Source organism: Hymenobacter sediminicola (genome assembly GCF_014250515.1).
Lineage (GTDB): Bacteria > Bacteroidota > Bacteroidia > Cytophagales > Hymenobacteraceae > Hymenobacter > Hymenobacter sediminicola.
This window is the reverse complement of record NZ_CP060202.1, coordinates 3,794,411-3,813,206: the sequence shown is the minus strand read 5'-3', so window position 1 is coordinate 3,813,206 and position 18,796 is coordinate 3,794,411. Positions and strand designations below refer to the sequence as shown.

Sequence of the window (18,796 nt, the reverse complement as noted above, 5' to 3'; positions counted from 1 at the left end):
AGCGAAGGAGGTAAATCTACGGAAAGTTCACCGGCAGATTGGGCAAAGACACGTGCTGACGACGGGCGTTGCACCTTCTTTGTATGCTGCATATACTATTCTGGCTATGAAATATGTGCAGGCTCGTCAGGGCCCTGGTGTCGCTTGGCATTACGCCAGCAGCAATACCACGGCAATACCGGCTGCGGCGCCGCTCACAACCAGCAGCCAGTCGCGGCGACTTACGCCGAAACCGCGCAACAGCAGAAACCCCAGCAGCAGAATGAAGCTCACGATGAGCAACTGGCCCAGTTCTACGCCCACATTGAACGCCAGCAATTCCAGCACCGGGCGGCTTTGCTGGCCCAGCAGCTCACGCAGGTAGCTGGAAAAGCCGAGACCATGCACCAATCCGAACACAATGGCCAGCAGGTTGGGAAGCGCCAGCACAACGGGTTCGGGGCGCAACCGGCGTGCCAGCCGCGGTTCAGTTCGTCCCGCTTTCACCAGATTCACGATGCAGGTAATCAGAATCGTAATCGGAATCAGCTTCTCGATGAAGCCGGCGCTATACTGCACCACGCCCAGCGTGGCCAGTGCCAGCGTGAGCGAATGCCCAATAGTGAAGCTCGTTACCAGTGCTACCACACGCCGCCAGTCGGCCAGCACATAAGGAGCGCACAGGGCCAGCAGAAACACGATATGGTCGTGGGCCTGCAGGTTGAGGATATGGTGGAAGCCGAGCTGGAGATAGGTCTGAAACAGGGACGCCATACCGTAAAGCTACTATCTGCCAGGAAATGTGTGGGGCCTGCACAAAAAACGCCCCGGCTCGCATGGCGGGCCGGGGCGTTGCTACTGAAGGAAAGAAAACGGGTTACTCGCGCACCAGACGCTTCACTACGGTACCGGCCGAGGTAGTGGCCCGCACCAAGTATAGGCCCGCTGGCAATTCGCCCACATTGAGCGAAGTCTGTAGTGTGCCCGCCCGGGGCGTGGTCGTGCGCGTCAGTACGGGCTGGCCCAACTGGTTGAATACCTGCACCTGTACCGGTCCGTTATCCGGGAGGCCCGACAGCGTGAACGTAGCGGCGCTAGCAGTAGGATTAGGATAGATGCTGGCTTGGGCCAGCAATACCGCCGAAGCGGTGCTCAGCGTAATGCTCTGGAAGTTGGAGTAGTTGTAGCGGCTTTGATTTTCGAAGCCCGCGCCGGTGATGAAGCTGTCGTACTCCTGGCTGGTGCTGCGGCGCACGTCGTTGGTGGCCGTGTAGAGCAGCACGTTGCGTTCCTCGTAGTCGATTACCCAGGCATTGTTGCGATACTCTTCGAACCGGGCCCCCAGGTAGTTGCCAAAATTATCAAACGAGTCGGTGAGCCGAGCATCCAGCTCCCAGGTGCCCGGGCCCGTAGCCTGCTCTATTTCTCTCGTGACGGTGCCATTAGGCGCATACGTATGCGTGAAGCGCGCCTGATCGTCCCAGGCACCTTCCCACCGCTGTTCCCGATACGAAGCCGGCTGCAGGGCGGCCCAGTCGGCCCACTGAATATCGGTGTAGCGGGTCTCATTCACCCAGGCGCCAGCTTCCCATTCCTGCTCCACTACTTCTGTCCACTGGCCGTTGACTACCGTGTAGAGGCTGCGCCCTTCATTCACGAATCCGCCGTTCTGAAACCGCTGGACAATCTGCCCGGTCATGACGCCTGCCGTGTTGTAGGTGTTTTGAAACTGGTAACCTTCCGTCGTCACCCAGGTGCCGTTTTGTAGCGTCTGCCCTACTTGCTGCGTGTGGTTGCCTTGCGCATCGTACGTGGCCGTGTAGCGGCTGACCGGCACCCAGGCAGTGGCTGTCCATTGCTCCGTCAGTTCTTCCGTATTGCGGTTTTGGGTGTCGTAGCTGTACGTGCTGCGGATGCTTGGCGCGTTGGTTGTTGAGTCGGAATATGTTACCTGAGTGAGGTTGGCGCGGCTGTCGTAGCGGTAGGTTTCCACGCCTGGGCTGGTGCTCCAGGCCTGAGTGTTGGGGTCCCAGCTGTAGTACACGGCGCGGCCCGGGCGGCTCACGGTTTGCTGCGAATTACGGCCAGCCAGGCCGCCAACAGTGGCCGGACGAAGCTTCTTTAGCCTGTTTTCCAGATGGTTTGCCGGGCGCTGGCTGGTTTGGGCCGAGGCCTGAAAATGGAACAGCAAGCCAGCGGCCAGCACGTAGCAGAGTCTAATTAGACGCATATGAGAAGATGAATACTTGTGAGCTGCAAAAGTACTTTGTAGAGCTACCGGCTGCAGAGAAGGTTGTAACCAGTTGAAAAATGATTGGAAGCGTCGCGCCGCTACCGTCCGTCGGGCAGTACTAAAGGCCAGCAAAAAGCCCCGTCGGCAGTACCGGCGGGGCTTTCGTGACTAAGCTAGAAAGTAGCCGCTATGGCTGCTATTGCTTGGTGATGCGGCGCACATCGAGTCCGCCTTCGGTGCGGGCACGCAGGATGTAGACGCCGGCTGGCAGCTGGCGCAGGTCCAGCGTGGCGGTCTGCACGCCGCTCTTGCCCGCGGCCGTGGTGTGATGTACCAACTGCCCCACGGCGTTGTAGACGTGCAGCTCGGTGGCGTTGGTGTAGCCGCTCAGCTCCACCGTCACGTTGCCGTCGGTGGTTGGGTTCGGATACACGCTCAGCGAGGAGCCGGCCAGCACCTTAACGCTGGAGTTAACCAGTAGCTGGGCTGAAGGCAGCGAGGCGCAGCCGGTGGTGGCGTTGGTCACGACCACCGTGTACTGGCCAAATTGGGCGGCCGAGTTGACCACGTACGTCTGGCTGGTGGCCCCGGGGATGAGCGTGCCGTTCAGGTACCACTGGTTGCCCGTGGCGCTGGAGCTGGTGAGCGTGGTGGTCGTGCCGTTGTAGGCCGGGGCCACCGTCGGCTGGGCCGGCCGGGCGTTGATGGTCACCGAGAACGTAGCAGTGGAAGGGCAAGTGCCTGCAACGCTATATGTTACAACATAAGTACCGGCAGTGCTTGTGCTCAGGTTGATAGCGCCGGTGGTGGCGTTAAGTGTCAGACCGGTGGTGCTGCTGAACGCGCCACCTGCAGTTCCTGTGATGGTAGGAGTGGCAGTGGTACCACCTGCGCAGAGCGTGGCATTAGCATACGTGAAGGTAGCCGTGGTAGCAGCCGAGATGGTCACGGTAGCCGTAGCCGTAGCAGCAGCGCAGCTGCCAGCAGCAGCAATAGTGTTGGTTACGGTGTAGGTGCCGGGCGTGCTCGTGCCGGGCGTAATCACGCCGGTCGTAGCATTAATCGTCAGACCCGCCGTGCTGCTGAACGTGCCAGCCGAAGCGCCCGTGCCGAATGCCGGAGCCGCCGTGGCAGCGCCCGAAGCGCAGTAGGTAGTCGCTGCGTAAGAGAACGTAGCCACCGGCGCCGTCGTGATGGTGATGGTAGCCGTAGCCGACGAAGGGCAGGTACCAGCCACGCTGTAGGTCACGGTGTAGGTGCCGGGGGTGGAGGTAGCAGGCGCAATAGCACCAGTGGTGGCGTCAATGCTCAGGCCCGTGGTGGCGCTGAACGTACCGCCGGTAGTGCCCGTGATAGTAGGCGTTACGGCGCTGCTGCCTGCGCAAAGCGTAGTGTTAGCATAGCTGAACGTCGCCGTCGTCGCCGGGTTCACGGTTACGGCTACTGCTGCCGAGGTGCTGGTGCAGCTCGTGGCACTGGTTACTACCACCGAGTAAGCACCGCTGGCTGATACGGTAGTAGTGTAAGTAGCGCTGGTAGCACCACTGATGGGTGCGCCATCGAGCAGGAACTGATAGGTAGCGCCGGTTACGGGCGTCACATTCAGCGTGAGCGTGCCGGGGCCGCAGAACGTGGTTGGCGTAGCAGCCGTCAGCGTGGCCGTCGGAGCCGCTTCTACGGTCACCGTTACGGGGGCAGAATACACCGTGCGGTTATCGGCCGTCAGGATGACGGCGCGGAACGTAGTCGTGGTGGTCAGGTTGCTGAACGTTAGCGTCGAGCCGGTGTTGGTGCCGGGCACGGCAGCGAAGCCGCTGCCCGTGTTGGCTTCATATCCCGTGATGGTGCCAATGTTGCTGGCCAGCGTGAGCGTGCCCGAGTTGGTGCCGCCGCATACGCTGGCTACCGACGTGGTCAGAACACCACCTTCGGTGTTGGCCAGCACGAAAAAGTCGTTGCCAGGCGTCAGGTCGAGGGTAGATACGATACCCGTAGTGGGAACAGTAGCCGCTGCACCACCGATGGAAGCATACGCGCCGTTGGCCGTAGCCGCCTGCGCTACCGTAGCCGTGGCCGCGTTGCCCAGTACATCATCAGCACCGTAGCTCAGCTGCACACGGGCCGTAGCCGGCAGGTTGGCCGAGTTTTCGAGGCGTACATAGCGGGTGGGGTTCAGGTTGGTAACCGGCGAAACACCGGTGCCGCCCGTAGCACCAGGTATCACGGTAGCCGTGAAGGTCTGGTCAGTAGCGGCGGTAATGCCCGTTACTACTACCGGACGCCAGCCGGCCGCGTCGCCAACGGCAAACGTGCGGTTCACAGCCGTAGCGCTATTCACCGTAATACCGAGTGGGCCTTTCACATAGGAAGTAGCCAGACCGGTAGGAAATGCGCCGGCAGCTGGGCCAATGATGACCGTATTAGCCGCCGAGGTAGTCAGGATGCCAGCCGTGAGCAGCAACGAAGCGTTAGAAACGCCGGGAACCAGCAGGTTGCCACCTGCCAGTGTTACGCCGGCCGGGTTGCTGATGCTTACCACATCAACGATGCGGGTAGCAGGAACCTCAAACCCAGTGGTGCGGGCCGTGGCTTCGGGGGCGTAAATCAGTTGCAGTGCGCCGCTACCAATGTTGAACGTAGGAGCCGAGGCGAACGAGCCGCTGGTATTGGTATTGCTCGCAACGCCAATCTGAACAACAAAGAAGATAGCCGAAGCATCGCCGATGGTCAGGTTGCTGGTGCCGTTCAGGTTGCCGGTGAACATGTTCACGCGGGTCGTCACGATGGGTACAGTCAGGGTGGCACCGCCGCCGTTGTTGTCAACAGAAATGGTACGGATGGTGGTGAAGGTGCCGGAGCCGCCCAGCGTCTGGGGCACCGACCCGGCGAAGTAGAGCGTGCTACCGGTCGTCGTGCCGGTCAGAGTGCCGTTGTTAGTGATGGTAGAACCAAGCTGCAACAGCAGGAAACCATTCAGATTCAGGCCAGCGCCCGGCGTTACCAGTACCGTGCCATAGCCATTGGTCTGTCCCTGCAATACGGCTGACTTGGGGTTGGTGGTGTTGTCGATGGTGAGGTTGGGAACCGTACCCCGGATTCGGAAGTCGAAGTTGGTGGCCGTAGCGGCCGTGCCCACATTCACCATACCGCCCGTGAAATTGTACGTGCCAGCCACATAATAGTCAAGAGGCGTGGTGGCGGTGCTCCGCTGCACCAGGTTGATGGTACCACCCGAAATGGTGGTGGTGCCATTGATGCCGAACGAAGGCGTACCGGAGGTGTTGCCTACGGTGCTGGCGTTGATGGTGCCGCCGCTCATATTGAAGGTAATGGCGGCCGCGGCCGTGGCGCTGGTAAACGACGTTACCCGGCCCGCCGAGTTGAGCGTACCGCCCTCCATCGTAAACACGGCGCCCGTAGCGAAGCTAATCGAGTTGCCGATAGTGACGCCAACGTTGTATGTGCCGGCCGAAATGCGCAGCAAACCTGCCACCGAAGGCGAGCCGGTCTGGGGCGTTACGGTGAAGTTGGCGTTGTTCAGCCAGAAGCCGCCGGTAGCCGGAATAATGTAGGAGGCCGCGTTGCCGAACACCCGGTTGCTAATAGTAGCCGTACCCGAAATTTTCAGGGTGCCGGTCATGTCATCGGCTGGCGTGGTGCCAGTGGTGCGGGTGAACAGGAAACCGTCGTTGCCGCCCGCCGTGCCCTTCACCGACAGCGTCGGCAGGTTCATTTCCACGATGTCGGCGCGTACCGCCTTGGCCAGCGACACTGTCTGCAGGTCGGTGGTGCCGGTGCCGGTGAAGCTGGCATTGCCCGCCCCCGTGAAGCGCAAGTCAGAACCCAGCGTAGCGCTGCTGCTCAGGTCCAGGGTGCCGTTGTTGGTCACGTTGCCGGCTACCTGCAGCGAGTACGCCGTGGTAGCAGAAGTCAGCAGCGAAGCATTGGCTTGCACTGTGAGTGAGGCGCAGCTACCCGCTACATCCAGCGTTACGGTAGCCCCGCCCGCCACCGTAACGTCGTCGGCGCTGGTAGGTACTACGCCGCCTACCCAAGTGGTAGCGTCGCTCCAGTTACCACCGGTAGCGGTGGAGCTAATGGCTGCTTGGCCGCGCTGGGCCACTGCAACCACCTTCTTGGCAGGCAACAAGGCTGCCGGAGCCGAAACAGCCGGTCGAATTGCTTTTTCAGCCGGAGCGGGCAGCGCTAACGCACGGTGCTGCGCATACGAACCGGTAATGGAAAGCAAGCCCAGGGCCGCCGCCATCAGAGGCCGCAGACCACGCAGACCGGCTTGTGAGACACGCCTAGCGGGCTTGCCTGTAAGGGGTAAAGTGTGGGACATAAACAGGAAAATGGTGGGAAAAGAAAAGGTAAAAGCGGAATGGCTCAAAAAGCACTGCGCATGAGGGCGTGCTGGACTAATAGAGTGAATCTTTGACTGTCTGATAAGTGCTAATCAGAAAGAATAGGTGTGATAATGAGAGGCTGTAGTAGAGTAGTATGGCAAAGCCGTTCGTAAAGATGCCGCTTTTTCCACGTGTTTGTATTATCTGGATATAATTATAGTTGACCCATAACAGGGCAGCTCGAAAAGGAGCCGTTTTGGGCAGTTGTGCTTGCCGCACACTATCCTGCTAGCCTACATTTATAGGCAACTTGCACTCATCCTTTTTACCCTTATTTCAGTTCATGCGCACATTTTTACTGGCAACTACCTTGTTGCTGAATGTTACAGCTGCTCTCGCCCAGGCCCCTTCGCCCGTCGCCGATAGTAGTCAGGCAGTTCGGAACTTGTTTCAGCAGCGCCGGACGGGCGGCGGCATATTTGCGGCTATCGGGATAGGTGCTACCGGCGCTATTGCACGAGGCCTGAGCAGCGGTGATTCTGGCGGCAATGCCGGCGGGGCAGTTATTAGTATTGCCGCACTCGGGGGCGTGCCTGCTGGTATTGGCATCAGCAAGCTGGTACGCTTCAGCAAAACGCGCGAGGAAGAAATAATAGCCGCGCATCAGCAGGGCAAGCCTGTGCCGAAGTATGTGCGCCGCCGCCTCAAAGCCAAGCACTTTGCAGTAGATGTAGATTAGACTGTTACAACCAGCCGCCCATACGACCAACGGCCGCCCTCATTAGTTGGGGGCGGCCGTTGATCGTATGGGCGCTAGAGAATCAGAAGAGGAGTGCTTGTATCTAATGGTGCCTCCACTCCTGCAAAACGGGGGAACAGGAGCGGAGGGACCAAAAGATGGGGAGGGGAAAAGGATGTTATAAATGGTGTTATGTAAATAATTTTTTGTAAAAATATAAGTTTAAATGACAATGACAAATACCTAGAACTAGGTATTTGTCATTGGAGGCATCTTCGGGCTGTTATATGATCTTGTTTTTACTTCTAGCCCTCTTTATCAGCTAGGCGCAACTGCCTCAAAAGCAGTGGGGCTATGGTTTCGCCTTCGGGCAAGCCCTGCTGGCGCCAGAGCTCCACACCATGGCGCACAAGCACAAAAGCAGGCAATTCGGTGGTCTGAAAGCTGTGTACCACCGTAGGGTGGCTGGCTTCCTCAATTTTGAGGACCCGTATGGCCGCGCCTAACTGCTGCTGCAACCGCGCCAGCGAAGCCATAAATGCTGGCTTAGTCGCTCCTGCAGCCATCGGCAGCAATACCAGCAGTACTGCCGGTTCGGTGGCCTGCGTGGAAGAAGGAACGGAAGCAAACATGAGAGGAAGGCTAAAAAGTGTAACCGTAAAAGTAGCGGCTGCCTGCCCGTGCCACCGATGACTGCCGTCAAGCGGTGGGCTGACTTTTGTCAGCTGCCTGCCCGGGCCCGACTTACTTATATTGCACCCCGTATTACCGCCGTGGCTTTCACTTGCCGCTTTCTATCAATTCTATGCTTCCAGCGCCTTTTCACTATGCCCTTGCTGACCTGCTCTACACGCAAGCCAGGGAGTTTGTGGGGCTATACGACCCGGCACTAGGACAATTCACGCAGGTAAATGCCGCGGGAGCAGCGTTGCTAGGCTATTCCTCCGAACAGGACTTCCTCACTGGCTCGGCCCACAAGCTCTGCGCTTCGGAAGAACAGTGGCAGCAACTCTGTGAGCAGGCCCGGGAGCTTGGTCGGCAGGAAGCGGAGATGGAAATAATGCCTTATGAAGGTCAGCCGTTCTGGGCACGTATTGAGCTGAGCAGCTTTCAGATGGAAGCAACGCCGTTTGTGCTGGTGCGACTTACCCCACAGAACCGCCTGCAACAAGCCGAGCGGGAACTGGCCCACAGCGTGCGGCGCTTCGAGGCGGTGTTTGCCAACGCCACCATTGGCATCATCGTCTGCGACCAGCCTGGCAATATTGTATCGGCCAATCAATTTTCTCAGCAGCTATTCGGCTACGGGCCCAATGAGCTGGTGGGGCAGCGTATTGAAGTGCTGGTGCCCAACGCCGCTGGCCGGCAGCACGAAAAGCTTCGCCACTCCTTTAATGCGAATCCGCAGGTGCGCAACATGGGCCACAACCGCGACCTGCAGGCCCAGCGCAAAGACGGCTCCGTGTTTCCGGTGGAGGTTAGCCTGAGCTATTTCCACCTTGATGAGGAACTGTATGTGGTAGCCTATATCATCGACATCACCTTTAAGAAAGAAGCGGAGCGGGAGCTGATTGCGCAGCGCCAGCACGTAGAAGCCCTGAATACGGAGCTGGAGCAGAAAGTAGCCGACCGCACCCACGCCCTGATGAACACGCTGGAACAGCTGGAGCAGCGCAGCCAAGAACTGACGCAGGCGCTGGCCGCCGAGCAGGAACTGGGCGAGCTAAAGTCGCGCTTCGTGAGCATGGCTTCGCATGAGTTCCGCACGCCGCTCACGGCGGTGCTCACCTCCGCAACACTCATCGAGAAATACCCCGGCACCGACCAGCAGGACAAACGCATGAAACACCTGCAGCGCATTCGGGCCTCCGTCAATCATCTGAATGACATTCTGGAAGAGTTTCTGTCGGTGGGGCGAATTGAGGAAGGAAAGATTGAAGCTCACCCCGAAAACATAGACCTGCCCGCATTACTCGACGAAACGGTGTCCGACGTGCAGGGCCTGCTCAAAGCGGGCCAGCGCATAGACCGGCAGATGGGGTGCACCGCCCCCATATGGATTGACCCCTCGCTGCTGCGCAAAATAGTGGTCAACCTATTGTCCAACGCCATCAAATACTCCGGCGAAAACTCCGTGGTGGTGCTACAGGCTGATTGCAGGCAGAGCCAGTTGGTGCTGCGGGTGCAGGACCAAGGCGTCGGTATCTCCCCCGAAGACCAAGAGCACCTGTTTGAGCGGTTTTTTCGGGCCCGCAATGTTACCAATGTGCCCGGTACGGGCCTCGGCCTCTATATCATTGGGCGCTACCTTGAGCTCATGGGCGGCACTATTGCCCTGCACAGCGAGCTAAACGTGGGCACTTCCGTCAACATCACCATTCCCTATGAAAACCATCCTGCTGATTGAAGACAGCGAGTTTATCCGCGAAAACACCGCTGAAATTCTGGAGCTGGCCGGCTACCACGTGCTGACGGCCGAAAACGGCAAGCTGGGCGTGGAGCAGGCCCTAGCCCATAAGCCCGATTTGGTGGTTTGCGACATTATGATGCCCGTGCTGGATGGCTACGGGGTGCTACAGATTTTCAACCAAAACCCGCAGCTTTCGGGTGTGCCGTTTATCTTCCTGACGGCCAAAACCGAGCGCACCGACATGCGCCGCGGTATGGAGCTGGGTGCCGACGACTACCTGACCAAGCCCTTCGACGAAACCGAGCTGCTGAGCGCCATTACTAGCCGCCTCAACCGGTTTCGGCATCTCAAGCCCGAGTACGATTTGCAGGGCGAAGGACTGGGCGAGTTTCTGGACGATGCGCGTGCCGTGGGCAACCTGGAAAGACTGTCGGCAGACCGGAAAGTGTACTCCATTCGCAAAAAGCAGGATATCTACCTCGAAGGCGAAGAGCCTTCCCGGGTTTACTTTGTGAAGGCCGGCCGGATAAAAACCGTGAAAGCCACCGCCGGCGGCAAAGAGCTGATTACGGGACTCTATGGTCCCGGCGAGTTTTTCGGCTACCTGCCGCTACTTGAGCACACGCCGCATTCCGACTCAGCCGTGGCCGTGGATGATTCGGAGCTGGTGTACATCCCGCGCGACGATTTTTCGCAGCTGTTGCTGCGCAATCCGGAAGTGGGGCAGCAGTTTATCCGGCTGCTGGCGGGCCGCGTAAGCGAGCGGGAAAAGCAGCTGCTGGGCATGGCCTACAATTCCATCCGGCGCCGCGTGGCCGATACACTGCTGCGCATGCACGAGCAGGCGGGCGGCACCACCGATGCCACCATTCAGCTTTCCCGCGACGATATGGCTGCTATGGTGGGCACCGCGCCCGAGTCGCTGATCCGGACGCTCAGCGAGTTCAAGCAGGATGGCCTGATAGAGCTGACGCCCAAAAACATCCGCGTATTGCACCCTGAAAAGCTGCGGCAGGCACACTGGTAAGGTACTAGGGCGCTTGGGTACGCACCGTACCGTGGCAGGAGGGAGGCGTCTGACAACAGCGTAGCGCTACCTCAGCCCGAAAGCTGAGATTCGTCATGGGAAAGTCTCTGCAGAAGGTCGTGCTTTGGCATCATAGCGCAGTAGCTACTGTGTGTCTGCGTTCCACCTCACCCAACTCTGCATGTATCCTCCTTTGAAAAGCGGCAGCCTGCTGGCTGGCAGCCACACCCCGGCCGGCGAGCAAAAGGCCCTTGTGCTGCTGGAAAAAAATGGCCAAAAAGTTATCTACAAGACCTTTCATAGCGGCGAAATAATGTCCACGCACCACGCCTCCGTCGATGTGTTTGTGACGGTGCTGGCCGGGCGGCTTATAATCACGCAGGAAGATGCGCCCACGGAAGTTACAGCCGGCGACTATGTCATTATTCCGGCTGGCGCGCCTCACTCACTGGCCTGCCTGGAAGCAGCTCGGATTCTGATTTACCGGTAAGCAGCTGCGCTCCGGCAAGCAAAACGCCTCCACAAGCGTAGCTCGTGGAGGCGTTGTTGTGTTACAAGCATGGCGCCTTTATAGCAGCGAAAGTGGGTCGCGCTTGCGCAGACGGTACTCAAACATGGTGGCAATGTTGAGGGCGCGCACCTTGGCTTCTTCCGCTTTCGGACCCGCGAACAGCTCGTCGAGGGTGGCTTCAAATAGCTCCAGCCAGCGCTGAAAGTGCGTGGCATCGATGGGTAGCGGGATGTGCTTGGGAAACGGCCGGCCGTGGTAGCGCGAACTGCCCAGCAGAATGCTGCTCCAGAAATCGTACATGATGGGCAGGTGCCGCGCCCAGTCGACGTGGGCAAAGCCGTTGAAAACTGGGTTCAGCAGCTCATCCTCGTTTACTTTCTGGTAGAATGTATCGACGAGGAGCTTGATATCGGCTTCAGACTGAATATCGGGAAGGGGAAGAGACATGATAACAAAAAAAGACGGAAATCAGGCAAGCTGCTGGGCGCGGCGGTTGAGAGTTTGCCCACGGGCTGCCTGCAGCGCCCACCGGAACGCCCAACTGCCGGTAAGTAGCAGTATCAGCAGCTTAACCACTTCCAGCCCGATATACACCATGTGCAGCGAATTGGGCGGAGCCGGATGGCCGGCCAGCAACGCCAGCGCCCGTACATCGAGGGCCGGCAGCAGCCAGAACGTCTGGAGCAGCAGCACGCCACTTACTATCCCCAGCGTAGCGCCGACGTGGGCCGGCACACGCAGATAAAACGCACTGACTACGGCCACAGCGGCCAGCAGCAGCTCGATTTTATTGAGGGCCGAAAACACGATGCGCCCGATGCCCAGCCCCAGCGGCACCGTTATGCCGGGCGCGGTGAATTTGAGCGGGGCTTCCAGAAAGGAAATGCCCGCTACCAAGCCTGCCCATACAAACAGGGACAGTACCAGCAGCAAGGCAGCAGTAGCGTGAAAACGAGGCATAAGCGCAAGCAGCAATGAAGGCCAGACCGGGCGCAGCGCCGGCCCGGCCTCCCGGAACAATACCCCAAAGGTGGCAGTTCAGAACGGGTTTGCCCGGCTGTCTCGTCTGAGATGAATCAGGAGCGGGGCTGATATTCGTCAGGTGACGGGCGCGGCGCGTGGGGGAGCTTTGGGGCTGCCATCAGCCCCATTGCCTGTGCCTACCGCGCCTGCCTCCACCGAAACCCTCACTCACCTAGCCTGCACCCACTGCGGCGACGACTGCCCCGACGAGCCTATCCGGCTGCCGGAGCAGCCCGAGCTGCACTTCTGCTGCCAGGGCTGCAAGGCCGTGTATGAGCTGCTGGCCGCCAGTAACCTGTGCACCTACTACCGCCTCGATGAGCACGCCGGCCAGAAAGTGAAGCCCGTGGAGCTGCCCGGCCGCTTCGACTACCTCGCCCTGGAATCGGTGCAGAGCCAGCTGCTGGCGTTCCGCTCCGAGTCGCTGGCCCGCCTCACGCTCACCATCCCGCAGATGCACTGCGCCTCCTGCATCTGGCTGCTCGAAAACCTGTTCAAGCTCAACCCCGGCATTTCCGCGTCGCGCGTCAATTTTCTGCGCAAGGAGCTGACCGTGAGCTACGACCCAAGGGCCACCTCGCTGCAGGAAGTCGTGACACTGCTGGCCGCCATCAACTACGAGCCCCAGATTACGCTGGCCGAACTGGGCGCGCAGCCCCACTATGCCAACCGCCGGCTGTACTACCAGCTGGGCCTGGCGGCCTTTGCTTTCGGCAACGTGATGCTGCTGGCGCTGCCCGAGTACTTTTCGTTCACGGAAACCTTGCAGGCGGCACTGGGGCGGTTTTTCGGGTGGCTGAGTTTGCTGCTGGCCGTGCCGGTGCTGCTGGTGAGTGCGCGCGACTTCTACCGCTCGGCGTGGCAGGGCCTTCAGCAGCGCTACATCAACCTCGACTTTCCCATCAGCCTCGGCCTCACGGCCCTGTTCACGACCAGCGTGTTTGAAGTCGTGACGCAGACCGGGCCGGGCTACTTCGACTCGTTTACGGGGCTCGTGTTTTTCATGCTGATTGGCAAATGGGTGCAGCAGCGCACCTACGACGCCCTGCGCTTCGACCGCAACTTCACATCCTATTTCCCGGTGGCCGTCACGCTGCTTGGCCCCGGCGGGCAGGAGCAGTCGGTGCCGGTGAAGGAGCTGCGGGCGGGCCAGCGGATTCGGGTGCGCCACCAGGAAATCATTCCGGCCGATGCCGTGCTGCGGCGTGGCGCGGGCCAGATCGACTACAGCTTCGTGTCGGGCGAGAGTGTGCCAGTGGCGCGGCAGGCCGGCGAAGTAGTATATGCAGGCGGCCGGCAGGTGGGCGAGGCCGTGGAACTGGAAGTGGTGCGCGAAGTGTCGCAGGGCTACCTCACCCAGCTCTGGAACAATCCCGCTTTCCAGAAGAACGACAAGGCCACCCTCGAAACCTACGCCAACAAAGTGGGCCGCTATTTCGTGGCCATTACGCTGCTGCTGGCACTAGGGGCGGTGGCCTACTGGTACGCGCAAAGCAACTCGGCTATGGCACTGCGGGCGTTTACGTCGGTGCTGGTTATTGCTTGTCCGTGCGCGCTGTCGTTGGCCACGCCGTTTGCGCTGGGGGCGGCACTGCGCACACTGGGCCGCCACCAGTTCTACCTGAAAAACTCTGCGGTAGTCGAAACCCTGGGCCGCGCCGATACCATCGTCTTTGACAAAACCGGCACCCTGACCGACGTGGGCCGCTCGGCCGTGGAATATGTGGGCCTGCCGCTTACAGAGGCGCAGCAGCGGGCCGTAGCTGCCCTGGTGCGCCACTCCACGCATCCGCTCAGCCAGCGTCTGGCCCAGGAACTGCCCGCTGCTTCAGAGCCAGTTGCGAGCTTCGCTGAGGTGCCGGGCCAGGGCTTGCGCGGCGTGGTGGGCGGCGTGGCAGTGCAGGTAGGTTCGGCAGCGTTGGTGGAGCTGGATGCTCCGGCCCCAGCGCCCGCCGAGACTACCGCCGATACGCTGCAGTCCAGCGTCTACGTCAGCCTGGATGGGGAAGTGTATGGCTGCTTTATGTTTCACAACGTGTACCGCGAGGGGCTGGAAACGGTGCTGGCCACCTTAGGCCGGCGCTACCGGTTGGCCGTGCTCAGCGGCGACAACGACGTCGAAAAGCCTCGACTGCGCAACCTGTTCGGGCAGCAGGCCGAGCTGCGCTTCCGCCAAAGCCCTCAAGACAAGCTCGACTACATTGCCGCCCTCCGGCAGCAGGGCCGCACCGTCATCATGGTCGGCGACGGGCTGAACGATGCCGGCGCCCTGCAGCAGGCCGATGCCGGCATTGCCCTCACCGACACGCTCACCAACTTCTCGCCCGCCTGCGACGCCATTTTGGAAGCCCGCAGCTTCGGGCAGCTAGCCACCATTCTGCGCTTTTCCCAAGACTGTTTGCAGGTGGTGCTGGCCACGTTTGTGCTGTCGTTTTGCTACAACGGTATCGGGCTGGGGCTGGCCGTGCAGGGCCGGTTCACGCCCATCGTATCGGCCATTCTTATGCCCATCAGCTCTTTGAGCGTGATGGTATTTGCCACGCTGCTGGTGCGTTACGCCGCCCACCGGCGCCACCTCTAATACCACTCCATCATGACCATTATTTTCCTGCTCATCGGTATCAGCTTGCTGGTAGCGCTGCTGTTTCTGGGGGCCTTCCTGTGGGCTGTGCGCTCCGGGCAGTACGAAGACGACTACACACCCTCTGTGCGCATGCTCTTCGACGACGAAAATCCGGAATAGTGCTATTGCGGGTGCCGAGCCGCCTGACATCAATCAAGCCCGGGGCTGACGTTCGTCATCTTTTCAGAATGGGCCTGCCAAGACCTTTGGAGAAGTAAATCACTCACTTTTCCGGCTATGCAAGTCGAACCTCTCCTGCCACAGGCAGCCCCCAAGCCGCCGCTGGTGCCGCGTCCTCTCTCGCGGGCCGTTGACACGTTTTTCTACGATAACAAGATTGTCCGCGACTTCGGTATTGCAACCGTGGTGTGGGGCATTATTGGGATGCTGGTGGGTGTGCTGGCGGCGTTTCAGCTTGCCCGTCCCGAGGCGAACCTCGGTACCCAGTTCACCACCTTTGGCCGCATCCGGCCCCTGCACACCAACGCCGTGATTTTCGCCTTTGTCGGCAACGGCATTTTTACGGGCGTCTATTACTCGCTGCAGCGCCTGTGCAAAACCCGGATGTTTTCGGATGTGCTCAGCAAACTCCATTTCTGGGGCTGGCAGCTCATCATCGTGTCGGCCGTAATTACGCTGCCCATGGGCCTGACCACCAGCAAGGAATACGCCGAGCTGGAGTGGCCCATTGACATTGCCATTACGCTGGTGTGGGTGGTATTTGGCTGGAACATGTTCGGCACCATTGCCCGGCGCCGCGAGCGGCACCTGTACGTGGGCATCTGGTTCTACATTGCTACATTCCTGACGGTGGCGGTGCTGCACATCGTAAATTCGGCGGCCCTGCCGGTTTCGCTGTTCAAGAGCTACTCGGCCTATGCTGGCGTGCAGGATGCGCTGGTGCAGTGGTGGTACGGCCACAACGCGGTAGCCTTCTTTCTGACCACGCCCTACCTGGGCCTGATGTACTACTTCCTGCCCAAGGCAGCGGAGCGGCCCGTGTACTCCTACCGGCTCAGCATCATCCACTTTTGGTCCCTGATTTTCATCTACATCTGGGCTGGCCCGCACCACTTGCTCTACACGTCTTTGCCCGACTGGGCGCAGAGCTTGGGCGTGGCCTTCTCCATCATGCTGATTGCACCTAGCTGGGGTGGCATGATCAACGGCCTGCTGACACTGCGCGGCGCCTGGGATAAGGTGCGCGAGGAGCCAGTACTCAAGTTCTTTGTGGTGGCCGTAACGGCTTACGGCATGGCCACTTTCGAGGGTCCGATGCTCAGCCTTAAGAACGTGAATGCCATTGCCCACTTCACCGACTGGATTGTGGCGCACGTGCACGTGGGGGCTTTGGGTTGGAATGGCTTCCTCACCTTCGGGATGCTGTACTGGCTGTGGCCGCGCCTCTACCGCACGCCGCTGCACTCCAAAAAGCTGGCCACTACGCACTTCTGGCTGGGTACGCTGGGTATCCTGTTCTACGCCATTCCGATGTACTGGGCCGGTTTCACGCAGGGCCTAATGTGGAAGCAGTTCAATGCTGAGGGCATGCTGCAGTACCCCAACTTCCTGGAAACCGTGCTGCAGATTGTGCCCATGTATTACCTGCGCGGTATTGGCGGGGTGCTCTACCTGAGCGGCGTGTTCCTGATGATGTTCAACCTGTACAAGACGGCCAAAGCCGGCTCGTTGCTGGCGAACGAAAAAGCCCAGGCTCCGGCGCTGCTGCCCGCCGCCGAAGACCCGCACGCCGAGGGTGGGCACTGGCACCGCTGGATTGAGCGTCGTCCGTTTCAGCTGGCCGTGGGCGCTACCATTGCCATTCTCATCGGGGGCGCTATTGAGATGATTCCGACCTTCCTCGTGAAGTCCAACGTGCCCACCATTGCCTCCGTGAAGCCATATACTTCGCTGGAGCTACAAGGCCGCGACCTGTACATCAAGGAAGGCTGCTCGAACTGCCACACCCAGATGGTGCGCCCGTTCCGCTCCGAAACCGAGCGGTACGGCGAGTACTCGAAGGCCGGCGAGTTTGTGTACGACCGGCCCTTCCTGTGGGGCAGCAAGCGCACCGGACCCGATTTGCACCGTGTAGGCGCCAAGTACCCGCATTCCTGGCACTACAACCACATGCTCGACCCTTCCAGCATGTCGCCGGGCTCCATCATGCCTGCCTACCCATGGCTCTTCGACCAGGACATCGACTACAGCACGCTGCCTTCCAAGATTTCGGTGCTGCGCCAGCTGGGCACACCGTATCCGGCCGGCTACGAGCAACAGGCCGTGGCTGATGCCCGCCGCCAGGCAGCCAGCATCGTGAGCGACCTGAAGAAGGAAGACATCGAAGTGAAGTCGGAGAAGGAAATAGTAGCCCTGATTGCCTATCTGCAGCGCCTGGGCACCGACATCAAAGTGAAGCCCGAGCAGGCCGCTGCCGCTGCTCAGTAGTCTATCAGGCCTCTTAACTACCCGCTGCCATGTACAAGAACGTCTTGCAATCCATTGCCGGCATTGAGCTATATCCGCTCATCTCCTTCTTCATCTTCTTCATCTTCTTCCTGGGGTTGCTGCTGTACGTGGTGGTGGCCAACCGCCAGCACATCAGCACCATGAGCCAGCTGCCGCTGCACGACAACGACACGCTACAGGCCCACGCCGAACCCGACGCGCTATGCTAACCAAACGTACCTTTTTCCTGACCGGCCTGGGCCTGCTGATGGGCTACTTGGCCGCCGCCCAAACGCCCGCCGCCCCGGCCCCGGATGGCCCCGATTTTCTGTTCGGACTTGTGGTTGGCCTGCTGGGGTTGGTAGCTGTGGCCGTGGTGCTCACGGGCGCCATGGTGTCCTCGCAGCTCAAGCACCGCCGGCAGTATTCGGCCGAAACCTCAACCGATACAGCCGCACCAGAAAGGGGGGTACCTACATGCTAACTTCAATGAAATTCCGCTTTCCTGCTGCACTGAATATAGCCGCTCTGCTGCTGACCAGCCTGCAGGCGGTGGCTCAGACGCCAGAAGCCGCCGCGCCGGCCAAAGCTGCCGGCATGAGCAGCCAGCAAATCATGTTCTGGGTGCTCATCAGCCTGCTGATTTTCCTGCTGCTGGTGCTGCTGCTTTCGTTCGTGGGTATTGCGGTGCAGATGCGGCCACAGTTGCGCAAAGTATACGAGCTGCCCACCGTGCGCCACTCCTGGAGCGGCCGGGTGCTGGGCCTGCTCGTCGGCGACGCGACGCTGGTGAAGGGCGAGGTGCGCGACGAGCTGCTCGACCACGACTACGACGGTATCCATGAGTTTGACAACGACCTGCCGCCGTGGTGGAAGTACAGCTTCTACGCCACCATCATTTTCGCCGTGACTTACGTGGGCTACTACCATGTGGCCCAGGCCGGGCAGCTGCAGGGCGCCGAATACGAAACCGAAATGCGCCAAGCGGCCCTGCTGGTTTCGCCCGACGCCGACGACCCCAACAAGCTGACTACCTATCAGCCCTTGGCTACGCCCGCTGATCTGAGTGAAGGCAAGTCGTTGTTTGCCAGCAACTGCGCCGCCTGCCACGGCCAGAACGCCGAAGGCAAAGTAGGCCCCAACCTGACCGACGAATACTGGCTGCACGGCGGCGAAGTGAACCACGTCTACAAAACCGTGAAGTTTGGCGTCACCAGCAAAGGCATGGTCGCCTGGAAGGGCAAGCTGTCCGGCAAGCAGATTTTGCAGGTCAGCTCCTATATCCTGAGCCTGCAGGGCACGAAACCCGCTGGCGCCAAAGAGCCGCAGGGCGAGAAAGAAACTGCTGGCAAACCGGTAGTCAAACTCTAATACTGCCAGCAAACGACCGTCCGGCTGAGCGCATGCTTCGGCTTCGCTCGGCCGGACGATCTGTAAAACAAATCAACACGCCC

Annotated in this window: 16 protein-coding genes; 10 read left to right on the top strand and 6 right to left on the bottom strand. The window is 60.0% G+C overall.

Going from position 1 to position 18,796, the window contains the following annotated elements; genetic code table 11:
- Positions 1-150: 150 nt before the first annotated feature.
- From H4317_RS16345 to H4317_RS16335, 3 genes are all read right to left on the bottom strand, one after another.
- A complete protein-coding gene (locus H4317_RS16345) occupies positions 151-753 on the bottom strand; it encodes a HupE/UreJ family protein (RefSeq protein WP_185887634.1) in 603 nt (200 codons plus the stop codon).
- Positions 754-856: 103 nt separating this feature from the next.
- Positions 857-2,209 carry a T9SS type A sorting domain-containing protein gene (locus tag H4317_RS16340; protein WP_185887633.1) on the bottom strand — a complete coding sequence of 451 codons (1,353 nt, stop codon included), beginning with the start codon at positions 2,207-2,209 and terminating at the stop codon, positions 857-859.
- A gap of 199 nt (positions 2,210-2,408) precedes the next feature.
- Complete coding sequence (locus tag H4317_RS16335) at positions 2,409-6,557, bottom strand: T9SS type A sorting domain-containing protein (protein ID WP_185887632.1); 4,149 nt, start codon at positions 6,555-6,557, stop codon at positions 2,409-2,411.
- A gap of 347 nt (positions 6,558-6,904) precedes the next feature.
- Here H4317_RS16335 and H4317_RS16330 point away from each other — a divergent pair, with 347 nt between their 5' ends.
- The gene (locus tag H4317_RS16330) at positions 6,905-7,300 is read left to right on the top strand and encodes a hypothetical protein (protein ID WP_185887631.1); all 396 of its coding nucleotides are present in this window, start codon (positions 6,905-6,907) and stop codon (positions 7,298-7,300) included.
- A gap of 305 nt (positions 7,301-7,605) precedes the next feature.
- Here the strand turns inward: H4317_RS16330 and H4317_RS16325 are convergent, their stop codons facing one another.
- Positions 7,606-7,932 carry a thioredoxin gene (locus tag H4317_RS16325; protein WP_185887630.1) on the bottom strand — a complete coding sequence of 109 codons (327 nt, stop codon included), beginning with the start codon at positions 7,930-7,932 and terminating at the stop codon, positions 7,606-7,608.
- 173 nt (positions 7,933-8,105) lie between these two features.
- On the opposite strand from H4317_RS16325, the gene H4317_RS16320 reads away from it, so the two are divergent.
- The 3 genes from H4317_RS16320 to H4317_RS16310 all read left to right on the top strand — a co-directional run bounded on the left by H4317_RS16320 (position 8,106) and on the right by H4317_RS16310 (position 11,227).
- A complete protein-coding gene (locus tag H4317_RS16320; RefSeq protein ID WP_185887629.1) occupies positions 8,106-9,707 on the top strand; it encodes a sensor histidine kinase in 1,602 nt (533 codons plus the stop codon).
- Positions 9,685-10,737, top strand: coding sequence for a response regulator (locus tag H4317_RS16315; protein ID WP_185887628.1), 1,053 nt, complete (start codon positions 9,685-9,687; stop codon positions 10,735-10,737). The genes H4317_RS16320 and H4317_RS16315 overlap by 23 nt, the downstream gene beginning before the upstream one ends.
- Positions 10,738-10,918: 181 nt before the next feature.
- Positions 10,919-11,227 (top strand): cupin domain-containing protein, encoded by a 309-nt coding sequence (locus H4317_RS16310; RefSeq protein ID WP_185887627.1) that lies wholly within the window; start codon positions 10,919-10,921, stop codon positions 11,225-11,227.
- Between the two features lie 78 nt (positions 11,228-11,305).
- Here the strand turns inward: H4317_RS16310 and H4317_RS16305 are convergent, their stop codons facing one another.
- On the bottom strand, positions 11,306-11,695 hold the full coding sequence (locus H4317_RS16305; protein WP_185887626.1) for a group III truncated hemoglobin: 390 nt from the start codon (positions 11,693-11,695) through the stop codon (positions 11,306-11,308).
- Between the two features lie 21 nt (positions 11,696-11,716).
- Positions 11,717-12,208, bottom strand: a complete 492-nt coding sequence (locus H4317_RS16300; protein ID WP_185887625.1) for a hypothetical protein — start codon at positions 12,206-12,208, stop codon at positions 11,717-11,719.
- Positions 12,209-12,404: 196 nt separating this feature from the next.
- Here H4317_RS16300 and H4317_RS16295 point away from each other — a divergent pair, with 196 nt between their 5' ends.
- From H4317_RS16295 to H4317_RS16270, 6 genes are all read left to right on the top strand, one after another.
- Positions 12,405-14,852, top strand: coding sequence for a heavy metal translocating P-type ATPase (locus tag H4317_RS16295; protein WP_185887624.1), 2,448 nt, complete (start codon positions 12,405-12,407; stop codon positions 14,850-14,852).
- A gap of 12 nt (positions 14,853-14,864) precedes the next feature.
- Complete coding sequence (gene ccoS / locus H4317_RS16290) at positions 14,865-15,014, top strand: cbb3-type cytochrome oxidase assembly protein CcoS (RefSeq protein ID WP_073284721.1); 150 nt, start codon at positions 14,865-14,867, stop codon at positions 15,012-15,014.
- Positions 15,015-15,131: 117 nt separating this feature from the next.
- A complete protein-coding gene (gene ccoN / locus H4317_RS16285; RefSeq protein WP_185887623.1) occupies positions 15,132-17,342 on the top strand; it encodes a cytochrome-c oxidase, cbb3-type subunit I in 2,211 nt (736 codons plus the stop codon).
- Positions 17,343-17,371: 29 nt separating this feature from the next.
- A complete protein-coding gene (locus H4317_RS16280; protein ID WP_185887622.1) occupies positions 17,372-17,572 on the top strand; it encodes a hypothetical protein in 201 nt (66 codons plus the stop codon).
- Positions 17,566-17,826: a hypothetical protein gene (locus tag H4317_RS16275; protein WP_185887621.1), complete on the top strand. Its 261-nt coding sequence runs from the start codon at positions 17,566-17,568 to the stop codon at positions 17,824-17,826. The genes H4317_RS16280 and H4317_RS16275 overlap by 7 nt, the downstream gene beginning before the upstream one ends.
- Before the next feature lie 5 nt (positions 17,827-17,831).
- Entirely contained in the window at positions 17,832-18,713 is an 882-nt protein-coding gene (locus tag H4317_RS16270) for a cbb3-type cytochrome c oxidase N-terminal domain-containing protein (RefSeq protein ID WP_185887620.1), read from the top strand.
- The last annotated feature ends 83 nt before the right edge of the window (positions 18,714-18,796 follow it).

Excerpts from the sequence above, each read along its gene's own strand:
- H4317_RS16300 (WP_185887625.1), bottom strand. The coding sequence starts at position 12,208 with ATGCCTCGTTTTCACGCTACTGCTGCCTTGCTGCTGGTACTGTCCCTG.
- H4317_RS16315 (WP_185887628.1), top strand. The coding sequence starts at position 9,685 with ATGAAAACCATCCTGCTGATTGAAGACAGCGAGTTTATCCGCGAAAAC.
- H4317_RS16305 (WP_185887626.1), bottom strand. The coding sequence starts at position 11,695 with ATGTCTCTTCCCCTTCCCGATATTCAGTCTGAAGCCGATATCAAGCTC.
- H4317_RS16345 (WP_185887634.1), bottom strand. The coding sequence starts at position 753 with ATGGCGTCCCTGTTTCAGACCTATCTCCAGCTCGGCTTCCACCATATC.
- H4317_RS16330 (WP_185887631.1), top strand. The coding sequence starts at position 6,905 with ATGCGCACATTTTTACTGGCAACTACCTTGTTGCTGAATGTTACAGCT.
- ccoS (WP_073284721.1), top strand. The coding sequence starts at position 14,865 with ATGACCATTATTTTCCTGCTCATCGGTATCAGCTTGCTGGTAGCGCTG.
- H4317_RS16335 (WP_185887632.1), bottom strand. The coding sequence starts at position 6,557 with ATGTCCCACACTTTACCCCTTACAGGCAAGCCCGCTAGGCGTGTCTCA.
- ccoN (WP_185887623.1), top strand. The coding sequence starts at position 15,132 with ATGCAAGTCGAACCTCTCCTGCCACAGGCAGCCCCCAAGCCGCCGCTG.
- H4317_RS16325 (WP_185887630.1), bottom strand. The coding sequence starts at position 7,932 with ATGTTTGCTTCCGTTCCTTCTTCCACGCAGGCCACCGAACCGGCAGTA.
- H4317_RS16270 (WP_185887620.1), top strand. The coding sequence starts at position 17,832 with ATGAAATTCCGCTTTCCTGCTGCACTGAATATAGCCGCTCTGCTGCTG.
- H4317_RS16280 (WP_185887622.1), top strand. The coding sequence starts at position 17,372 with ATGTACAAGAACGTCTTGCAATCCATTGCCGGCATTGAGCTATATCCG.
- H4317_RS16320 (WP_185887629.1), top strand. The coding sequence starts at position 8,106 with ATGCTTCCAGCGCCTTTTCACTATGCCCTTGCTGACCTGCTCTACACG.
- H4317_RS16340 (WP_185887633.1), bottom strand. The coding sequence starts at position 2,209 with ATGCGTCTAATTAGACTCTGCTACGTGCTGGCCGCTGGCTTGCTGTTC.
- H4317_RS16310 (WP_185887627.1), top strand. The coding sequence starts at position 10,919 with ATGTATCCTCCTTTGAAAAGCGGCAGCCTGCTGGCTGGCAGCCACACC.
- H4317_RS16275 (WP_185887621.1), top strand. The coding sequence starts at position 17,566 with ATGCTAACCAAACGTACCTTTTTCCTGACCGGCCTGGGCCTGCTGATG.